The organism is Cupriavidus sp. SIMBA_020, assembly GCF_046535395.1.
GTDB lineage: Bacteria > Pseudomonadota > Gammaproteobacteria > Burkholderiales > Burkholderiaceae > Cupriavidus > Cupriavidus campinensis.
Genome location: NZ_JAWRWU010000010.1, coordinates 58,988 through 78,037 on the forward strand (window position 1 = coordinate 58,988; position 19,050 = coordinate 78,037).

14 protein-coding genes are annotated in these 19,050 nt (G+C 69.5%); 3 read left to right on the forward strand and 11 right to left on the reverse strand.

Translation table 11 applies throughout. From position 1 onward, the window contains the following. Window positions 1–2 precede the first annotated feature (2 nt). A complete protein-coding gene (locus SB751_RS19170) occupies window positions 3–1,835 on the reverse strand; it encodes an OPT/YSL family transporter (RefSeq protein WP_211942691.1) in 1,833 nt (610 codons plus the stop codon). Window positions 1,836–2,064: 229 nt separating this feature from the next. Between SB751_RS19170 and SB751_RS19175 the strand changes: the two genes are divergently transcribed. Beyond that, window positions 2,065–3,009 carry a 2-hydroxyacid dehydrogenase gene (locus SB751_RS19175; RefSeq protein ID WP_144201024.1) on the forward strand — a complete coding sequence of 315 codons (945 nt, stop codon included), beginning with the start codon at window positions 2,065–2,067 and terminating at the stop codon, window positions 3,007–3,009. 7 nt (window positions 3,010–3,016) lie between these two features. Here SB751_RS19175 and SB751_RS19180 read toward each other — a convergent pair whose 3' ends face one another. Genes SB751_RS19180 through zwf form a run of 5 tightly spaced genes read right to left on the reverse strand, consistent with a single transcriptional unit; the run spans window position 3,017 to window position 8,355 of the window. Continuing rightward, window positions 3,017–4,399 (reverse strand): sensor histidine kinase, encoded by a 1,383-nt coding sequence (locus tag SB751_RS19180; protein WP_250025702.1) that lies wholly within the window; start codon window positions 4,397–4,399, stop codon window positions 3,017–3,019. After that, window positions 4,399–5,106: a response regulator transcription factor gene (locus tag SB751_RS19185; RefSeq protein ID WP_144201028.1), complete on the reverse strand. Its 708-nt coding sequence runs from the start codon at window positions 5,104–5,106 to the stop codon at window positions 4,399–4,401. Before SB751_RS19185 ends, SB751_RS19180 begins: the two co-directional genes overlap by 1 nt. A gap of 15 nt (window positions 5,107–5,121) precedes the next feature. Then, a complete protein-coding gene (locus SB751_RS19190) occupies window positions 5,122–6,144 on the reverse strand; it encodes a glucokinase (protein WP_144201030.1) in 1,023 nt (340 codons plus the stop codon). Window positions 6,145–6,192: 48 nt separating this feature from the next. Further along, window positions 6,193–6,873 (reverse strand): 6-phosphogluconolactonase, encoded by a 681-nt coding sequence (gene pgl, locus SB751_RS19195; RefSeq protein ID WP_144201032.1) that lies wholly within the window; start codon window positions 6,871–6,873, stop codon window positions 6,193–6,195. 33 nt (window positions 6,874–6,906) lie between these two features. Beyond that, a complete protein-coding gene (gene zwf, locus SB751_RS19200; RefSeq protein ID WP_211942688.1) occupies window positions 6,907–8,355 on the reverse strand; it encodes a glucose-6-phosphate dehydrogenase in 1,449 nt (482 codons plus the stop codon). A gap of 329 nt (window positions 8,356–8,684) precedes the next feature. Here zwf and edd point away from each other — a divergent pair, with 329 nt between their 5' ends. Continuing rightward, window positions 8,685–10,523, forward strand: coding sequence for a phosphogluconate dehydratase (gene edd, locus SB751_RS19205; RefSeq protein ID WP_144201036.1), 1,839 nt, complete (start codon window positions 8,685–8,687; stop codon window positions 10,521–10,523). Here edd and SB751_RS19210 read toward each other — a convergent pair. The 4 genes from SB751_RS19210 to SB751_RS19225 form a co-directional block, all read right to left on the reverse strand. After that, window positions 10,520–11,464 (reverse strand): mechanosensitive ion channel family protein, encoded by a 945-nt coding sequence (locus tag SB751_RS19210; protein WP_313818650.1) that lies wholly within the window; start codon window positions 11,462–11,464, stop codon window positions 10,520–10,522. The two genes, edd and SB751_RS19210, sit on opposite strands and share 4 nt — an antisense overlap. 303 nt (window positions 11,465–11,767) lie before the next feature. Further along, window positions 11,768–13,036, reverse strand: coding sequence for an MFS transporter (locus SB751_RS19215; protein WP_144201040.1), 1,269 nt, complete (start codon window positions 13,034–13,036; stop codon window positions 11,768–11,770). Between the two features lie 81 nt (window positions 13,037–13,117). Next, a complete protein-coding gene (locus tag SB751_RS19220; RefSeq protein WP_144201042.1) occupies window positions 13,118–14,710 on the reverse strand; it encodes a peptide chain release factor 3 in 1,593 nt (530 codons plus the stop codon). Between the two features lie 76 nt (window positions 14,711–14,786). Continuing rightward, entirely contained in the window at window positions 14,787–15,794 is a 1,008-nt protein-coding gene (locus tag SB751_RS19225; RefSeq protein WP_410748298.1) for a YihY/virulence factor BrkB family protein, read from the reverse strand. A 1,276-nt stretch (window positions 15,795–17,070) separates the two neighbouring features. Between SB751_RS19225 and SB751_RS19230 the strand changes: the two genes are divergently transcribed. Beyond that, window positions 17,071–17,391: a hypothetical protein gene (locus SB751_RS19230; RefSeq protein ID WP_149138543.1), complete on the forward strand. Its 321-nt coding sequence runs from the start codon at window positions 17,071–17,073 to the stop codon at window positions 17,389–17,391. Window positions 17,392–17,577: 186 nt separating this feature from the next. On the opposite strand, the gene SB751_RS19235 is transcribed toward SB751_RS19230, so the two are convergent. Next, a complete protein-coding gene (locus tag SB751_RS19235) occupies window positions 17,578–18,951 on the reverse strand; it encodes a sigma-54-dependent transcriptional regulator (protein ID WP_144201198.1) in 1,374 nt (457 codons plus the stop codon). Between the last annotated feature and the right edge of the window lie 99 nt (window positions 18,952–19,050).

The window sequence follows — 19,050 nt, forward strand, 5'->3', positions numbered from 1 at the left end:
GACTAGCCCACCACTGCCACCAACCCCGCTACACCCAGCGCCAGCGCCGCCAGCGCGTCGCCGGCGATCAGCCCGCCGCCTACCAGCGAAGTCGTGCTCATGTCCTCGGGCAGCGCGGCATCGCGGGCGGGCGCCCCGCGGTTCTTCGCCACGCTCTCCACCACGCTGGCCAGCACGCCGCCCGCCGCCATCCACGCGGCGGCCGGCAGGTTCACAAACCCACCGAACGACGACGCGTACGGCGACGGCAGCACCGCTGCATCGAGCAGGAAATCCACGGTCTTGCCGGCGCCGCCCGACTGCGCGAAGCGCCGGTAGCGGGCCGAGGCACGGATCGCCTTGCGCGCCACCTCGGTCACCAGCCCGATACCCACCCCGATCCACACCGCCAGCCGCTGGTAGGAGCGGTCCTCGGTCATGCTGCGCAGCGCGCCAACGATCTTGTAGGTCATGGCGGAGGTCCAGCGCGCCGGCTGCTGGTCCGCCGGGAGCAGGGTCTGGTCGAGCCGCAGCACCGGATACGCCTGCATGAACAGCCGCGCCAGCAGCACCGCCAGCACCGCGCCCACGACGATGCCAGCCACCTGATAGCCGAACTGCATCATCCGGTTGGTGCCGAGCCGCCAGCCGGTGGAGCGGTCCTGCTGCATGTCGCACGCCTCGGCCGTGGAGACCAGCAGCACGGTCGCGGCGATCAGGCCGATATGGGGCTCGCGCAGCCCCACGGCGGCCATCAGGATCACCGTGAGCACGAAGGCCGACGAGATCGGATTCGCATCGACCATGCCGACCGAGATGCCGTTGACCAGCGCGAACACCAGCACCAGCGCCACGGCCAGCAGCTGGTAGCCCACCGGCTGGCCGAACCACGCCGCGCCCGTTGCCACCACCGCCGCGCCCCAGACCACCACCCAGAGCCAGATCCAACGCATCGGCAGGCCGCGCTGGGAGGCGGGGATAAGGGAGGCGGGGATAGGGGAGGCGGGGACAGGGACGGCGGGCGCCGGCACCTGCGTGGCCGGCAGGCGCTCCCGCCAGGCCCGCGCGAGCAGCAGTGACACATCGACCAGCGCCGCGCCCATGATCATGCCCAGCGCGATCAGGAAGGTGATCTTGCGATAGGGGTCACCCGGCGCGAGCCAGCCAATCGACACGAAATACGGCGTCAGCGCCCATCCCGCCAGCCCCCCGACTAGCGCCGCGATGCCGATGCGCGCGCCGACGATCATGCCGGCGCCGAAGGTCGACGCGGACAGGTCGATAGCACCCAGCCACGCCACGCGCGTGACCCCCACCCCGGCCACCGCCCCGAGCGCGATACCGCCGCCCAGCCGCGCCACCGAGCGCCGCAGCAGCACCGGATCGGTCAGCGCCCGCAGGATGTTGGCCACGGCCAGCCCGGACGGAAACGTCAGCTGCATGCGGTCCACCAGCAAGGGCGTGTAGAGCATGCCCACACCCACGCCATACATGCCGATGCACAGCATGTAGCCGATCAGGTGCCAGAGCGGCGGCGCATCCATGCCCATCCAGCCCATCGCCTGGATCACCACGACCATCCCGCCCATGCCGGCCACGGACGCCGCCGCCGTCTGGATATAGTTGGCCCCATGCCGCCCGGCGGCGCCATATCCCGCCGTCACCGCCGAACCCAGAATGCCGGCCAGCACCTGCCCGCCAATAAAGAACCCGAGCGAGAAGTTCATGTAAGCCGCCGCCACGCAGCCAAGCGGCCCCAGCACCAGCATCCCCGCCGCACCAAGCAGGGCGTGGTATTGCCAGGTGTCAGGGGCGGGCAGCCAGCGCCAGCGAGGGGTGGTGAGGAGGGTGGACATGGTCGGCTCGGGTGGATGACCGAGCATAGCGGCGAAATTGGCGAAACAGGCCAAAGCGTACCCGTTTCTGCGCGGCTTTTTCCGCCGCCTGGTGCCGCCCCTGCCGGCAAAGCGTACCCATTTCTGCGCGCACCAACCCTTGCGGGGTCAAGCATTGATCCGGTGTCGGGCATAGAATGGCGCGTCGGTTCGCCGGCATCCTCCTTTCACTTCCCCTCGCCGTGACGTCATGAAGCCCGCCCTGCCCGCCCTGCTTGTCCTGATCCAGCTCGAACCCGCTCATCTTGAACTTGTCTCCGCCCAGTACGACGTCCGCTACGCGCCCACGGCCGAGGGCCGGGCGGCGGAAGTGGCCGCGCACGGCAAGACCTTCCGCGCCGTGTTGACCAATGGCACGGTCGGCCTGACGGCCACCGAGATCGCGGCCATGCCGGCCTTGGAGGTGGTGTGCGCGCTGGGCGCCGGCTACGAGAACATCGACCTGGCCGCCTGCCGGGCGCGCGGCATTGCCGTGGGCAACGGCGCGGGCACCAACGACAGCTGCGTGGCCGACCACGCCATGGCGCTGCTGCTGGCCACCGTGCGCCGCGTGCCGGCGCTGGACCACGCCACGCGTGACGGCGTCTGGCGCAACGCGCTGCCGCTGCCGCCGAATTTCTCGGGCAAGCGGCTCGGCATCGTCGGCCTTGGCACCATCGGGCGGCGCATTGCGCAGCGCGGCCAGGGCTTCGACCTGGAGATCGGCTATCACAACCGCCGCGCACGCGAGGACGTCTCGTTTTCGTACTTTGCCGATGTGGGCGCACTGGCCAAGTGGGCCGACTATCTGGTCATCGCCACGCCGGGGGGCCCGGAGACGCGCCATCTGGTCGATACGCCGGTGCTGCGCGCGCTGGGGCCGCACGGCTACCTCGTCAACATCGCGCGGGGCAGCGTGGTGAACACGGCGGCGCTGGCCGATGCCTTGCGCGCCGGCGAGCTGGGCGGCGCCGGGCTCGATGTCTATGAGAGCGAGCCGCTGCCGCCCAAGGAACTGTTCGATTGCCCGAACGTGGTGCTGACCCCGCACGTGGCCGGCTGGTCGCCGGAAGCGGTGCTGGCGTCGGTCAGCCAGTTCCTGGAGAACGCGCGCCGGCACTTCGCGGGCGAGCCGCTGTTCGCGCCGGTCGGCTGAGGCACGACTAAGGGAAGACGGGCTCAGGCCGCGACGGGGGGAAGGTCACGCGCACGCGCAGCCCCGGCGCGGCATCTTCCAGCGCCACGCGGGCGCCGTGCGACTGGGCGATCTCGGCCACGATGGCCAGCCCCAGCCCGCTGCCGCCCGTGGGCGCTTCCGGTACACGGTAAAACCGGTCGAACACGCGCGCGCGCTCGTCGGCGGGAATGCCCGGGCCGTTGTCGCTGACCTGCAGTTCCACGCCACCCTCGCTGCCGACACCCGGCAAGCTCGCCACCCGCACATCGATCCGCCCGCCGGCCGGAATGTAGTGCAGCGCGTTGTCGATGAGATTGGTCAGCAGGATGCGCAGCGCGTCCGCATCGCCCCGCACCGTGGCGGGGCCGGTTTCAGCTTCGGCAGCATCGGCCTCCAGCCCCAGGTCGATATCCCGGTCGATGGCCGCCTGGGACATTTCCGCGATCACCCCCGCAGCCAGCGCGCGCAGGTCCACCGGCTCATGCGGCGGCGGTGCGGCGCCGGGCTCCTGCCGCGCCAGCGTCAGCAACTGCGCGACGAGGTGCGTCAGCCGCTCCAGCCCCTGCCGCAGTTGCGACACGGCTTCCTGCCGGGCCGGCGCGCTGTCGGCGCGCTCCACCAGTTGCGCCTGCAATTGCAGCGCCGCCAGCGGCGTGCGCAGCGCGTGGGCAGCGTCGGCCACGAAGGCGCGCTGGGTGTCGATGGCCTGCGCCAGCCGCGCCAGCAACTGGTTCAGCGCGTCGGAAAGCGGGGCGATTTCGTCCGGCATCTGGCGCAAGGCCAGCGGCGCCAGCGTGTTGGCGTCACGCGCGCGCACCTCGGCAGCAATCTCGCGCAGCGGGCGCAAACCCCGTCCTACCGCCATCCAGATCAGCCACGCCAGCAGCGGCATCAGCAACAGCAGCGGCGCCACCGTGCGCAGCGCCATATGCGCGGCCAGCGTGCGGCGCGCGCTCATCGGCTGGGCGATCTGGACCACGGCCGGCCCCAGCTGCACGCTGTAGATGCGCCATTCGCCGGAATCCGTGCGCACGCTGGAGAAGCCAAGTTCCGCGCGCGGCGGCAGCACCGGGTGGGAGTGCGACAGGTAGAGACTGCGGCCCGTGCCGTCCCAGATGTGGATCACCACGTCCTCGTCTGCATGGAGCAGGTCCGCGCTGGCGCCGCTGCCATTGCCACCGTCGAACGGCGGCGCGATCGGGCTCGGGAACTGGCTCGGCAACGCCGCCGCCACCTGCTTCATCTGATAGTCGAACAGCGCGTTGGCCTCCTGCCGGGCCTGCGCGTAGATCAGGCCGGTGGCCACGGCGATACCCGCCGCCAGCCCGGCGGCCAGCCACCACAACAACGTACGTTGGATCGAGCGCATCAGGACGGACGCTCCTCGTCGGCGCCATCACGCTGCGGCACCACGTAGCCCACGCCCCGGATATTGCGGATCAGGGCGGCGCCGAACTTGCGGCGCAGCGCGTGGATATAGACCTCGACCGTGTTGCTGCCCACCTCGTCGTCCCAGCCGTACAGGCGCTCCTGCAACTGCGCCACCGACCAGACCTGGCCGGGGCGCGCCATCAGCGCGGAGAGCAGCGCGAACTCGCGTGCGGACAGCCGCACCGCCGTGCCGGCCTGGGTGGCCTCGCGCGTGGCGGGGTTGAGCACGATGTCGCCGTAGCGCAGCAGCGGCTCGGCGCGGCCCTCGGCCCGGCGCGCCAGCGCGTGCATGCGCGCGGCCAGTTCCTGGAGGTCGAAGGGCTTGACGAGGTAGTCATCCGCGCCGGCGTTGAGGCCGGCCACGCGGTCCGCCACGGCGTCCCGCGCGGTGAGGATCAGCACCGGCGTGCGCACGTTGCGGGCGCGCAGGGTCTTCAGCACGTCCAGGCCCGAGCGGCGCGGCAGACCAAGGTCGAGCAGCACGAGGTCGTAGCCGCCGTCCGCGCGGGGGCCGTGCTGGTCAGAGGCGGCGTCGAGGCCGGCATCGCCATCGCGCACCCAATCGACGGTAAAGCCCTCCTGGCGCAGTGCCACCTTCACGCTCTCGCCAATCATGGCGTCATCTTCCACCAGCAATACACGCATGTCGGGATCGGTCAGTCAGGGTTGGGCGGCGGCGCCGTGGCGCATGTCGCCCTCGAGGCGGTCTGCCAGCGCGCGCGCCAGCCCGGGTAGCGACGGGTAGGCGGCGGTGATCACGTAGACCGGGATGTCGGCCAGATAGGCGCCCATGCGGCCCTTGGCGGCAAAGCGCGCGGCGAACGGCGAGGCCCGGAAGGCATCGACGAAACGCGGCACGATGCCGCCGCCGAGATAGACCCCGCCGCGCGCGCCGAGCACCAGCGCCACGTCGCCCGCCACGGAGCCGAGCAGGCCGCAGAACGCCGCGAAGGCGCGCTGGCACAGCGGGTCGCCGGTCTTGATGGCGCCGTCCGTGACCTCGGCCGGGGTCAGCGGCTGGGCCAGAGGCGTACCCGTTTCTGCGGCCAGCGCGGCGTGGATCTGGGACAGGCCCATGCCCGACAACATGCGCTCCGCCGAGACCCGCCCCAGATGCTGATGGGCGTAGCGCCAGGCGATCCACTCGTCGTCGGTGGCCGGCATGATCTCGATATGGCCGCCTTCGCCGGCCAGCGCCACCGCGCCGCCGCCGGGCGCGGGCACCAGCCCCGAGACGCCCAGCCCGGTGCCCGGCCCCAGCAGCGCGCGCGGCGCCGTGGGCACCGCCGTGCCGCTGCGCACCAGCGCAAGGTCCTCCGCGGGCAGGTAGGGCAGCGCCAGCGCCAAAGCGGTGAAGTCGTTGATGGCCACCAGCGTGTCCAGGTCGAGCGCGCGGCGCGTAGCGTCGATCGAGAACGCCCAGTTGTGGTTGGTCAGCTTGACGTGGTCCCCGGTGACCGGATTGGCCAGCCCGATGGCCGCGTGGCGCGGGCGCGGCAGGTCGTGCAGGCCGCGCAGGTACTGCCGCATGGCCGCTTCGAGCGACGGAAAATCCGCCACCTTCAGCGCGGTGACCGCGCCAATCCGCATCGGTGCCGTTTCCAGCGCCATCCGCACGTTGGTGCCGCCTACGTCGGCCAGCAGGCGGGGATACGAGTCGGCTTGCGCATCAGGTGGAGACATCGGGACCCTTTGTCGAAAACTTTGTCGAGAACGAACGTTGGCGAGCGATCAGGTGCGGAACACATCCACGCCGTGGTGGTGGCGCGCCAGCACCAGGCTCACCGGCAGGGCCGGCGTGGGCGCCTTGAGCGCGCGGGCCAGCACCTCGGCCTTCTTCTCGCCCGAGATGGCCAGGAAGGTGCGTTCGGCGGCCAGCAGCGCGGCGAGGTTCAGCGTCACGCGGGCGTGGTTGGCGCTGGTCGGATGGGTGACCAGGAAACCGGGCTTCGGCTCGGACAGCGCGGTCTGGAGCTCGGGCGCCTCGGGGAACAGCGACGCCGTGTGCCCATCCTCGCCCATGCCGAGCACCACCACGTCCGGCTGCTGGAAGCGTTCGTTGAGCCGCGCCACGGCGCGCTCCGGCTGGGCCGCCTCGGCGGCATCCTCCACCAGCGGCAACCAGGCCGCCACGCCCGCTGCCTCGCGCAGCAGGTTGTGGCGCACCAGCGCGCCATTGCTGTCAGGGTGGTCGGGCGGCACCGCGCGCTCATCCACCAGCGTCACGGTCACGGCGTCCCAGCGGATGGGCCGATAGCGCAGCCGTTCGAACATCGGCACCGGCGAGCGCCCGCCGGACACCGCCAGCACCGCCCAGCCCTTGGCCTGGATCACCAGTTCCAGCGCATGGCCGATCGAGAGGGCCAGCGATTCGGCCTGATCCATCACGGAGGCATGTTCGTACTGGCGCATGATCGGTCCCTTTCTAGTTAGACAGATGGTGGGTCAGACTTCCTCGTGCCAGAGCGCGTTGTCGCGCGACATCAGCGCCGACGACGCCGCAGGCCCCCAGGTGCCGGCGGTATACGACTTGGGCGGCACGGTGCTGTCGGCCCAGGTGTCGATGATCGGCTCTACCCAGCGCCACGCCTGCACCTGCTCGTCACGGCGCACGAACAGGCCCAGCCGGCCGCGGATCACGTCCAGCAGCAGGCGCTCGTAGGCGCCGGCGCGGCGCACCTTGAACGAGTTGGCGAAGTCCAGGTCGAGCGAGGTGGGGGTCAGTTCGAGGGTATCGCCCGGCTGCTTGACCAGGAAATACAGCTTGATGCTTTCCTCGGGCTGGAGCTGGATCACCAGCCGGTTCTGCGGCGACAGCGTCAGCGGCTTGGGGAAGATGGCGTGCGGCACGTCACGGAAGTGGACCACGATCTCGGCCACGCGCGACTGCATGCGCTTGCCGGTGCGCAGGTAGAACGGCACGCCCTCCCATCGCCAGTTGGCAATCTCGGCCTTGATGGCGACGAAGGTTTCGGTGCGGCTGTCCGGGGCGATGCCCGGTTCCTCGATATACCCCGGCACCGGCTTGCCGCCGACCGCCCCGGCGCGGTACTGGCCGCGCACGGTTTTCTCGGCCACGTCCTGCGGCTGGATCGGCCGCAGCGCCTTGAGGATCTTGATCTTCTCGTCGCGGATGGCGTCTTCCGACAGGCTCGCCGGCGGCTCCATCGCCACCATGCATAGCAGCTGCAGCAGGTGGTTCTGCACCATGTCACGCAGCGCGCCGGTGCGGTCGTAGAAGTCGCCGCGCGACTCCACGCCCAGTTCCTCGGCGATGGTGATCTGCACGTCCTGCACCCATTCGCGGCGCCACAGCGGCTCGAACAGCGCGTTGCCGAAGCGGATCGCCATCAGGTTCTGGACCGATTCCTTGCCCAGGTAATGGTCGATCCGATAGATCTGGTCTTCGGCGAAGAACTTCGCCACGGAGGAATTGATGGCCTCGGACGAGTCCAGGTCGTGCCCCAGCGGCTTCTCCAGCACCACGCGCACATTGGGCGTGTTCACGCCAGTGCGGCCCAGCTGCTCGCAGATCGGCACGAAGATGTGGGGGGCGGTGGCCAGGTAGCAGACCACCACCTCGGGCTTGCGGGCCAGCACCTTCTCGGCCAGCGCGTCGAAGTGGGCGGGCTCGCGCGCGTCGGCCTGCACATAGCAGATGCGTTGCAGGAACGAGGCCCAGGCGTCGGGCGGCGCGTGCTCCAGCGCGGGCCGCACGGTGTCTTCCAGCGTGGCGATGTACTGCTCGGTGGTCTGGGCGTGGCTGCCCGTGGCGAGGATGCGCGCGGACGGATGCAGCACGCCGCAGCGGTGGGCGTCGAAGAGGGCCGGCAGCAGCTTGCGCCGCGCCAGGTCACCGGTGCCGCCAAACAGCACCATGTCGAAATCGGGCATGCTCACCCTGGGCTCCTTGCGGGGGGGAAGTGGGCGCCCCGGCAACTACTGAGTGCCGGCGAGGGGCGGATAAGTTCCGGCCATGTTACGTCACTCGCCGGGGATTGGGCAGTGGGCGGGACGGATTCGGCCGGCGGGCGGCCCCAGGCGGACCCCGAGCGTACCCATTTCTGCGTAGCGTCGCGGACTGCACACCGGGGGTACACGCCGTTGTCACAGGCCAGCGCGGAACATCCGGGCGTGTGAGCGATCCGACCTGTATCCGCCGATTTGGACTACGCTGATGGAGCGCCGCACGAAGCGCCCCACGCCTCACAGGAGAAGACTCCATGCCACGCCACCCTGTCCTGGAGCGGGTTACGGCCCGCATCGTGACCCGCAGCCGCGCCACGCGCCAGGCTTATCTCGACCGCACCCGCGCCATGGCCGGGCAGAAGGTCGAGCGCGCCAACCTGTCCTGCACCAACCTCGCCCACGGCGTGGCCGCCATGCCGGATGACGCCAAGATCCGCCTCAAGGCGCAGGAGCGCCCCAACCTGGCCATCGTCTCGGCCTACAACGACATGCTGTCCGCCCACCAGCCGCTGGAAGCCTTCCCGCGCTGGATCAAGGAGGCCGCGCTGGCGGCCGGCGGCACGGCGCAGTTCGCCGGCGGCACCCCGGCCATGTGCGATGGCGTGACGCAGGGCCAGGATGGGATGGACCTGTCGCTGTTCTCGCGCGACGTGATCGCCATGGCCACCGCCGTGGCGCTGTCCCACCAGATGTTCGACGGCGTGCTGTACCTGGGCGTGTGCGACAAGATCGTGCCTGGCCTGGTGATGGGTGCGCTGTCCTTCGGCCACCTGCCGGCCGTGTTCGTGCCGGGCGGGCCGATGACCACCGGCATCGGCAACGAGGAGAAGGCCCACATCCGCCAGCTTTATGCCGAAGGCAAGATCGGCCGCGCGGAGCTGCTGGAAGCCGAGACCCGGTCCTACCACGGCCCCGGCACCTGCACCTTCTACGGCACCGCCAACTCGAACCAGATGCTGATGGAGATCATGGGCCTGCACCTGCCGGGCACCGCCTTCATCAACCCCGGCACGCCGCTGCGCGAGGCGCTGACGCGCCATTCCGCCACCCACGCGCTGACGCTGGTGCATGGCGGCGAGCGCTACACCCCGGTGGCCGATGTGCTCGACGAACGCGCGTTCGTCAACGGCATCGTCGGGCTGGTGGCCACGGGGGGGTCCACCAACCACACGCTGCATCTGATCGCCATGGCGCGCGTGGCCGGCATCCAGCTGACCTGGGACGACTTCGATGAACTCTCCGCCGTGGTGCCGCTGCTGGCGCGCGTCTACCCGAACGGCAAGGCCGATGTGAACCAGTTCCAGGCGGCCGGCGGGCTGGCAGTGGTGATTCGCGGCCTGCTGGCGCTGGGGCTGCTGCACGACGACGTGACCACCATCGCCGGCAAGGGGCTGGCCGACTACACGCGCGAGCCGGTGCTGCGCGACGGCAAGCTGACCTGGATCGACGGTCCCACGGCCTCGCTGGACGACACCATCGTGCGCCTGCCCGAGCAGCCGTTCGCGGCCGATGGCGGGATCAAGCTGCTCGACGGCAATCTGGGGCGATGTGTTATCAAGACATCGGCTGTGAAACCGGAACATCAGGTGGTGGAGGCGCCCGCCATCGTCTTCGAGCGGCAGGATGATCTGCTGGACGCCTTCAAGCGTGGCGAACTCGAGCGCGATTTCGTGGCGGTGCTGCCGTGGCAGGGGCCGGCGTCGTGCGGCATGCCCGAGCTGCACAAGCTCACGCCCACGCTGACGCTGCTGCAGGACCGTGGCTTCCACGTGGCGCTGGTCACGGACGGGCGGATGTCGGGGGCCTCGGGCAAGGTCCCGGCGGCCATCCACGTCTGCCCCGAGGCGCTGCTGGGCGGCGCCATCGGCAAGGTGCGCACCGGCGACATCGTGCGCGTGGACGCGCCAGCCGGCGTGCTGACCGTGAAGCTGGCCGATGCCGACCTGGCCGCGCGCGAAGCTGATCGGCCCGATCTCTCGCGCAACCGGCACGGCGTGGGCCGCGACCTGTTCGGCGGCTTCCGCGCCCATGTGAGCACGGCCGAGACCGGCGCGTGCTCCTTGTTCGCGGAGGAAGAGGCCGAGCGGGGCTAGTTCGGCCGGCGCGGCGGGGTGCGGCGGGCGTCGTAGCGCTCCGCCTTGCCGTCGGCCCCATCGGCCCCATCGGCCCCTTCGGCCCCTTCGGCCAGCGCCGCCTCATCCATCTCCGGTACGAGGACTTCCTGCACCGGCACGGCAATCCGGCAGCCGGCCGCCTCGAGCGTCGGCTTCAGCTTGCCAAAGAAGCCGAACTGCACGTTCCAGAAATCGTCATTCGAGGTCCAGTAGCGCGCGTTCAGCGCGATGCCCCGGTCGGTGTACTTCGTCACCATGACCTCGGGCCTGGGCTCGGCCAGCAGCCGCGGCTCCTTGGCCAGCATGGCCTTGAGCGCATCCAGCCCGGACTGCACGGGGCTGTCGAAGGTCACGGCGATCTCGATATCCATGCGCCGCGTGACGTTCTCGCTGTAGTTCATGATCGAACTGCCCCAGAGCTTGCCGTTGGGCACGCGCAGGCAGACCCCGTCGAAGGTCGTCAGCTCGGTCATGAACAGCCCGGTCTCGCGCACGGTGCCGGCCACGCCCTGGGCGTCGATGTACTGGCCCACGCGGAACGGGCGCAGCAGCACCAGCATGATCCCGGCGGCGATATTCTGGAGCGTGCCCTGCAGCGCCAGGCCGATGGCCAGGCCGGCGGCGCCGAGCATGGCGATGATGCTCGCGGTCTGCACGCCGAACTGCGACAGCACGAGCACCACGGTCAGCACGCGCACCACCCACTGGGCCACGCTGGCCAGCATGGGCCGCAGCGTGTCGTCCACGTGGGTGCGATGGAGGCCCTGCCTCACGGCCCGCGCGGCGCGGCCGGAAAGCCACCAGCCGGCAATCAGGATGGCCAGCGCGGCAAGGCAGTTCAGCCCCTGGCTGACCGCAAACTGGGTGAGATAGGCCCAGGTGGCCTGGACTTTATCGGCGTCGATATACGGCAGCTCCATGCGTTCGCTCCTCAGTGCAACCTCCGTGCAACCCGGGCCGACTTGCGAAGGACGTGCCAGCCAACCCGGCGAACAATCCCAAAGCGTACCCGTTTCTGCGTGAGCCGTTGCCACGCAATGGCTCACGGCGGCCCGTGCGGCGCGCCGTTTACATCACAGTCGAGGGAGAAAAGGCAGGGGGAGTGCAGTGATTACAACTTTCGGCCGTGAGCCGTTGTAATCCCTGCATGGCGCGCGCGGGCAGCAGGGTCCGGCGGGAAGGTGTGCGCAGAAACGGGTACGCTTTGCCCGGATCGGGAGCGATCAGCGCGCCGGGGCCGGGCGGTCGTGGGGATGATCGTGCAGGCGGTCACGGTCGGCCAGCGCCGGGAACAGCCGCATCCATGCGAACACCACCAGCACCGTGCCGGCGCCGCCCAGCAGCACCGCGCCCACCGGCCCGAGCAGCGCCGCCGTGACGCCCGATTCGAACTCGCCAAGCTGGTTGGAGGCGCCGATGAACACCGAGTTGACCGCCCCCACGCGGCCCCGCATGTCGTCGGGGGTATCGAGCTGCACCAGCGTCTGGCGCACCACCACGCTGATCATGTCCGATGCGCCCAGCACCACCAGCGCCCCCATCGAGAGCGGCAGCCAGTTGGAAATGCCGAAGATCATCGTCGCCACGCCGAACAGCGCCACCGCGCCGAACATCACGCGGCCCACGCGCCGGTTCAGCGGGTTGCGCGCCAGCCAGAGCGCCGTGACCAGCGCGCCGATGGCCGGCGACGAGCGCAGCAGCCCCAGCCCCCAGGGGCCGGTGTGGAGGATGTCCCGCGCATAGATCGGCAGCAGCGCGGTGGCGCCGCCGAGCAGCACCGCGAACAGGTCCAGCGACACCGCGCCCAGCAGCACCTGATGGCTGCGGATATAGGCAAACCCGGCGAACAGCGTCTTGATGCTGACCGGCGTGGTCAGCCGCTGCGCGGCCTGGCGCAGCTTGAGCGTGGCCACCAGCACGGCGGCGATGGCAAACAGCACGGCGCTGATCGAATAGACCACGCCCGGCCCCGCCACGTAGGCGAAGCCGCCCAGCGCCGGGCCGATGATGATGGCGGTCTGGCCGGCGGAACTGGCCAGCGCCACCGCGCGCGGCAGCTGGCGTGGCGTGACCACGCTGGGCAGCAGCGCCTGGAGCGTGGGCGTCTCGAAGGCGCGGCAGGCGCCGATGGCCGCCACGAACAGGAAGATGTGCTCGCGCGTGATCCAGCCCGAGAAGCTCGCCACGGCCATCGACACGGCAATCACCGCTTCCAGCGCCTGGCAGGTGCGTACGATCAGCCGGCGGTCGAAACGGTCCGCCACGTGCCCGGACATCAGCAGCAGCACGATCGACGGCAGGAACTGCACCAGCCCGACCATGCCGAGCATGAAGGGATCGCGCGTGAGGTCGTACATCTGCCAGCCCACCGCCACCGTGAAGATCTGGTAGCCGATGGTGGTGCAAAGCCTGGCGAACCAGAAATGCCGGAAAGCGGGGTCGCGGAATACGGTGTCCGGCTCGGCGGCCGGCACGGGTGTGGCGGTGGACATGGGGGGCGGCAGGAAGGGAGCGATGTGCGGCGTGCAAGGCACGCCGGTCATCGTACAAGCTCAGGATTCTAGCAGGAGATGTCAGACAATCTCGCGCGTTTCCAGGAACTGGAGGTTCGGGAAGCGCTCCTGCGTCAGGCGCAGGTTGACCATGCTGGGCGCCAGGTAGACGTGGTCACCGGCGCCGTCCAGCGCCACGTTGTGGCCGGCCTTCTCGATCAGTTTCTCGATCTCGGCGGCATCGCCACGCAGCCAGCGCGCCGTGGCGCATTCATGGGATTCGAAGATCGCATCCACGCCGTACTCGTGCTCCAGCCGGTGCGCCACCACGTCGAACTGCAGGATACCGACCGCGCCGAGCACCAGATCGTTCGACGCCAGCGGGCGGAACATCTGCGTCGCGCCCTCTTCGGCCAGCTGCTGCAAACCCTTCTGCAACTGCTTGACCTTGAGCGGGTTGTTCAAGCGCGCGCGGCGGAAGAACTCGGGCGCGAACGACGGAATCCCGGTGAACTTGAGCGACTCGCCCTCGGTGAACACATCGCCGAGGCGGATCGTGCCGTGGTTGGGCACGCCGATGATGTCGCCCGCGTAGGCTTCCTCGGTGGTGTTGCGGTCCTGCGCCATGAAGGTGATGGCGTTGTTGATGGCCACGGTCTTGCCGGCCGAGACGTGCAGCAGCTTCATGCCCCGGTCGAACTTGCCCGAGCACACGCGCACAAAGGCGATGCGGTCGCGGTGGCGCGGGTCCATGTTCGCCTGGATCTTGAACACGAAGCCGGTGAACTTGGCTTCCTCCGGCACCACCACGCGGCTCTCGGTCTGGCGCGCCAGCGGCGGGGGCGACAGCTCGCACAGCGCGTCCAGCATCGACTGCACGCCGAAGTTGTTGATCGCCGAGCCGAAGTAGACCGGGGTCTGCTTGCCGGAGAGGAAGGCTTCCTTGTCGAAGGTGTGCGAAGCACCGCGTACCAGTTCGATTTCCACGCGCAACTCGTCGGCCTGGCTGCCCAGGATGCGGTCGAGTTCGGGGTTGTCCAGCCCGTCCAGGATCGCGGCGGTGCCCTTTTCGCCCTTGGGGTCGAACAGCTGCACCTTGTCGTCGATCATGTGGTACACGCCGCGGAACGCCTTGCCCATGCCGATCGGCCAGGTCATCGGCGCGCACTGGATCTTGAGCACGTCCTCGATTTCATCGAGCAGTTCGATCGGCGAACGGCCTTCGCGGTCGAGCTTGTTGATGAAGGTCAGGATGGGCGTGTCACGCAGGCGGCAGACGTTGAGCAGCTTGATGGTCTGCGCTTCCACGCCGTTCACCGAGTCGATCACCATCACCGCCGAGTCGACGGCGGTCAGCGTACGGTAGGTGTCTTCGGAGAAGTCCTCGTGGCCCGGGGTGTCCAGCAGGTTGACGATGTTCTCGGGCACGTCCGGCCGGCGGCGGTACGGGAACTGCATGACCGACGAGGTCACCGAGATGCCGCGCTGCTTTTCCAGCTCCATCCAGTCGGACGTGGCATGGCGGTCGGCCTTGCGGGCGCGCACTTCGCCGGCCACCTGGATGGCGCCGCCGAACCACAGCAGTTTTTCGGTCAGCGTGGTCTTGCCCGCGTCGGGGTGAGAGATGATGGCAAAGGTGCGACGACGCGCAATTTCGGAAACGAGCGAGCTCACGGCAACGGAATCTGGTGACTGACAGGCAGGATCGGGTGGAGGGCCCCGGGCGGGGCACAGGGAATGGGGCGGTATTTTACCGGTTCGCGGCCCCCGGCGGGGTGGCACCGCGCGTGGTACCCGGCTCCGCGCGGTTTTCCTTGGCCGGATCGTGCCCGCGCAGGCTGCCGAACTGCAACGCGTACTGGCGCGTCAGCTCGGCCCCGAAGAAGAATATTTGTGCCGAATAGTACACCCACAACATCAGCGCCACGACCGAGCCGGCCGCGCCATAGGACGACGCCACCGCGCTGTTCCCCAGGTAGAGCCCGATCAGCCGCTTGCCCACGGCGAACAGCAGCGCGGTGATGATCGCCCCCATCGTCACATCCCGCCAGGCGATGCGGGCGTTGGGCAGCATCTTGAAGATCACCGCGAACAGGGCCGTGACCACGGCGAACGAGAACGCCGTAGAGATGGCGTCCGCCACCGGGGCGAACCAGGAGGCGGTCCAGAGCGCACCCCAGAAGCGGTCCACCACGGCCAGCGCGGCGTTGACGACCAGCGAGACCAGCAGCATGAAGGCGAGCGCCAGCACGATGCTGAACGACAGCACCCGCGCGCGCAGCAGCGTCTTCCAGCCGGCGCCGGCCGGGGGCGGGGCGTGCCAGATGTCGTCCAGGCTGCTCTTGAGTTCGGCGAAGGCACTCGTCGCACCCACGATCAGGATGCCGAACGCGATGGCCGCCGCCACGCCGCTGCCGCCGGCGCGGTGCGTGGCGGCCAGGATCCCCTGGATGGCGGCGGCGCCCTGCTCGCCCACCAGGCCGTTGAGCTGGGCGAAGATCTCGCCCCGGGCGGCCTCGGCGCCGAAGAACAGGCCGGCGATCGAGATCACAAGCACCAGGATCGGCGCGAGCGAGAACAACATATAGAAGGAGAGCGCCGCGCCCTTGCTGGCCGCGCGGTGCTCGAACCAGGCCTGGATGGCGGCGGTGACCACGCGGAAGGTGCGCGCGGCCGTATGGCGGTCGGGCAGGATCCGTCCACGCTGAGGCCGGGGCGGTGCGCCCTCGGGCGGCCGGGAAGCTTGTTCAGGAGGCATGCCGGATCTCGGATGGTGAAGGGTGATGACCTCGTCACGTTCAGAGCATGGACGACGCGGCCGGGGCTGTCTGTCCGCGCGCGTCCGACCTGCGTTCATGATAATGCGCATCCGGAGCGGCGCCGGTGCAACCTGCTACAGTAGGTTCAGGCACACCCGCCGGCGCGCGGACCCGCCGCGCCCGGCCAGGAACAGGAGACTTCCGTGATCCGCACCTCGATCAGGCGCCCCGTTGCCGCGCTCTGCCTTGGCCTGCTGGCGCTGGCTGGCTGCGAACAACAGCGTGGACAGCCGGGCCCGAAGCCCATTTCCGGCGCCACCTCGAACGCCACCCCCGGCGACCGACCGGCACCGATGGCACCGGGAGCATCGGTGCCGTCGGGCACCCCGCGCTAGCCACCGGCACCACACTCCCCGCCTCCCCTGCCCGGCCCCGCCGACCTGCGGGCCGGCGAGCGTACCCGTTTCTGCGTCGATCCTCCCCGCCAGACCCATGTTTCAGCCCTGCAACCGGGTGCACCCTCGTGCCGCGCCCCGGCGCCAGGGCGCCCGGGTCGCGCATCAGGACGCGCCATCGGCCCTGCCGCCCCACCGGCACGCGCAACGGCGTGGCGCCGGGGGGTCATTCAGGGGCGACATCTGCCACCGCCTCCCACCTTGGCAGCGTGGCCGGGAGCATGGGCGCCGCATGATGACGCACCGCCCGCCCTAACCGCCCTGCCACATGTCACACGGCCACGCGCGCCTCCGTCCGCTTGCGTTACAGCGGCGAAACCGATCGACGCCGCCTGACGGCCCGCTCCGGGGCCGGCGCATGTGCCAAAGTCGCGCAACCCCTATAAAACAAGCGTTTCGCGTGCATTGGCACACTTGTCGCTCTGTACCGGGCAGGGAGAAGCACGCGCCTTTGACAACTATTCGACAGACCACGCAGGAGGACCCCCCGCCATGCGTCATCCGCCCGCACGAATGACGGCACGCAGGCGCGCCCATCGATTGGCGGGCCCCGCACCGTCCGTGATTGACCTGCTGTCGCCGCCCCTGCTTCCGTCGCCCCGCCAGCCACTGCGCCCGGTTGCCTCGTATTGCGCGGCGGCCAGCCGAACGCTCGCGGTGTCCGCCAGCCGGCGCCGCAACGGGTTGCCGGCATGCTGAGGCCACGTCGCAAGGACAACAGTGGATGACAACCGACAACGGCATTGCTTGCAGTATTTGAAAGCTTTACGTGCTCCGTCCCCCGGCGGGCACCTTTTTCCAGCAAGGGAGTGAGCCACCCATGAACGCCAGAGTCCCCGCCATCATCGCGCTGGCGCTGCTCTCGACCGCGACGACTGCCGCGTTCGCCGGCAACTACGCGTACTTCGACCGGCCCGACTGCGCCAACCTCAACAGTCACGCCGCCCTCAGCAACGACAGCTATGTGCGCAGCTTCGCCTGGGCCTGGGGCGACCTGACCTTCGCGCCCGACCAGAGCGCGCCCCACCCCGACGCGCGCCAGGCGCGCGAGAGCGCCGAGCCGCGCGACCCGCTGCCCACGCGCGGGCCGGCCGACGCCACGCCGCCACGGCACCGGCGCGACAAGATCAGCATGACTTGAATGACTAGGGAGGCGCCAGGAACGATTCTTGAGAGGGAAAGAGAAAGGGAGGGATTAAGGACGATCTCCGCGCGGGCCAGGCCGCGCTAGCCGGCCGCTGCTGTCCGGGCGGTGGGACGAAGGGGGTCCGGCGAGCGGACGTCGCCGGGCCCCCCCTGGCACTTCGGTAACTTACTCCGCGGCAACCTACTCCGCCACGGCGCCCGGTTGCGAATCGACGCGGATGTTGTGCTTGTGCATGAGCCGGTACAGCGTCACGCGCGAGACATTGAGCTCCCGCGCCGCCGGCACCACGTGGAAACCGTGGCTGGCCATCACCGTGCGGATCGCCTCGCGCTCCGCCTCCTCGCGGATGGCATCGAGCGTCTTGCGCGGCACCTCCACACCCCCGTGCAGTTGCAGGTCTTCCGCGGTGATCTTGCGGTTGTCCGTCATGACGATGGCGCGCCGCACGCGGTTGATCAGTTCCCGCACATTCCCGGGCCACGCGTACTGCATCATCGCCTGCGTGGCGCACGCCGAGAAGCCGCGAATGCGCCGGTGGGCCTCGTGCCCGTGCTCGGTCAGCACCGCGTTGGCCAGCAGCAGGATATCCTCGCCACGGTCGCGCAGCGGCGGAATCGTCAGCGTCAGCACGCAGAGCCGGTGGAACAGGTCGGAACGGAAGCGGCCGTCGGTCTGCGCCAGCACCAGGTCCACGTGCGTGGCCGAGATGATGCGCAGGTCGAGCGGAATCGACTGATGGCCGCCCAACCGCGTGATGCAGCCCTGCTGCAGGAAGCGCAGCAGCGCCACCTGGCTCTCGAGCGGCAGGTCGCCGATTTCATCGAGGAACAGCGTGCCGCCCTGCGCCTGCTCGATCCAGCCGATCTTGCGCGCGTTGGCGCCGGTAAACGCGCCTTTCTCGTAGCCGAACAGTTCGGACTGCACCAGGTGCGAGGGGATGGCGCCGCAGTTGATCGCCACGAACGGGCCCTTGCGGCGGCTCGACGCCTCGTGGATCGCCTGCGCGGCCAGCTCCTTGCCGGTGCCGGACTCGCCCGAGATAAAGACCGGCGCGTCGTTGTGGGCCACCTTGGCCAGCGAGCGGAACATCACGCGCATGACGTTGCAGTCGCCGATCATCGGGCCGTGCGGCACATGCTCCGGCGCGCGCACGCCATGCAGGCTGGCCATGCCGTGGGCGTGCTTGAGCGTGTACGCCAGTTCGTCGAACGAGAACGGCGTGCGCACGTAATCCACGCAATAGTCGCGGATCATGCGGCGGATGCGCTCGTCCTCGATCATCTCGTTGGAGGTGATGGCCACCCAGGTCACGTGCAGATGCTGGAGGCCCTGCTCCAGTTGGGTCAGCTCCGCATCGGAATAGCTCGATTGCAGGTCGAGGATGCCCGCCATGGGCGCACTGCCGCGCACGACGCGCTCCAGGTCGCGCACCTGCTGCACGCGCCGGATCTCCCACCCCTGGCCGAATTGCTCGGCACTGAATCCAAAATCTTCGTAACGCGACACCAGCACGATCTGTGCGGAGCGTGTCGACGCTTTGCACAGTCGGTCCATGCCGTTCTCCCTGACGTTTGTCTTCTTGTTCGCGGCGGTGCCGGCAATCGGGCCGGAAGCGGGCCACATGGCCCGGCTGGGTTCCGCCGGCAGGGGGAG

What these genes read in the sequence shown, in the direction of transcription:
- SB751_RS19215 (WP_144201040.1), bottom strand. Translation starts at nt 13,036, where the DNA reads ATGTCCACCGCCACACCCGTGCCGGCCGCCGAGCCGGACACCGTATTC.
- SB751_RS19180 (WP_250025702.1), bottom strand. Translation starts at nt 4,399, where the DNA reads ATGCGCTCGATCCAACGTACGTTGTTGTGGTGGCTGGCCGCCGGGCTG.
- SB751_RS19210 (WP_313818650.1), bottom strand. Translation starts at nt 11,464, where the DNA reads ATGGAGCTGCCGTATATCGACGCCGATAAAGTCCAGGCCACCTGGGCC.
- edd (WP_144201036.1), top strand. Translation starts at nt 8,685, where the DNA reads ATGCCACGCCACCCTGTCCTGGAGCGGGTTACGGCCCGCATCGTGACC.
- SB751_RS19225 (WP_410748298.1), bottom strand. Translation starts at nt 15,794, where the DNA reads ATGCCTCCTGAACAAGCTTCCCGGCCGCCCGAGGGCGCACCGCCCCGG.
- zwf (WP_211942688.1), bottom strand. Translation starts at nt 8,355, where the DNA reads ATGCCCGATTTCGACATGGTGCTGTTTGGCGGCACCGGTGACCTGGCG.
- SB751_RS19190 (WP_144201030.1), bottom strand. Translation starts at nt 6,144, where the DNA reads ATGTCTCCACCTGATGCGCAAGCCGACTCGTATCCCCGCCTGCTGGCC.
- SB751_RS19170 (WP_211942691.1), bottom strand. Translation starts at nt 1,835, where the DNA reads ATGTCCACCCTCCTCACCACCCCTCGCTGGCGCTGGCTGCCCGCCCCT.
- pgl (WP_144201032.1), bottom strand. Translation starts at nt 6,873, where the DNA reads ATGCGCCAGTACGAACATGCCTCCGTGATGGATCAGGCCGAATCGCTG.
- SB751_RS19235 (WP_144201198.1), bottom strand. Translation starts at nt 18,951, where the DNA reads ATGGACCGACTGTGCAAAGCGTCGACACGCTCCGCACAGATCGTGCTG.
- SB751_RS19185 (WP_144201028.1), bottom strand. Translation starts at nt 5,106, where the DNA reads ATGCGTGTATTGCTGGTGGAAGATGACGCCATGATTGGCGAGAGCGTG.
- SB751_RS19230 (WP_149138543.1), top strand. Translation starts at nt 17,071, where the DNA reads ATGAACGCCAGAGTCCCCGCCATCATCGCGCTGGCGCTGCTCTCGACC.
- SB751_RS19175 (WP_144201024.1), top strand. Translation starts at nt 2,065, where the DNA reads ATGAAGCCCGCCCTGCCCGCCCTGCTTGTCCTGATCCAGCTCGAACCC.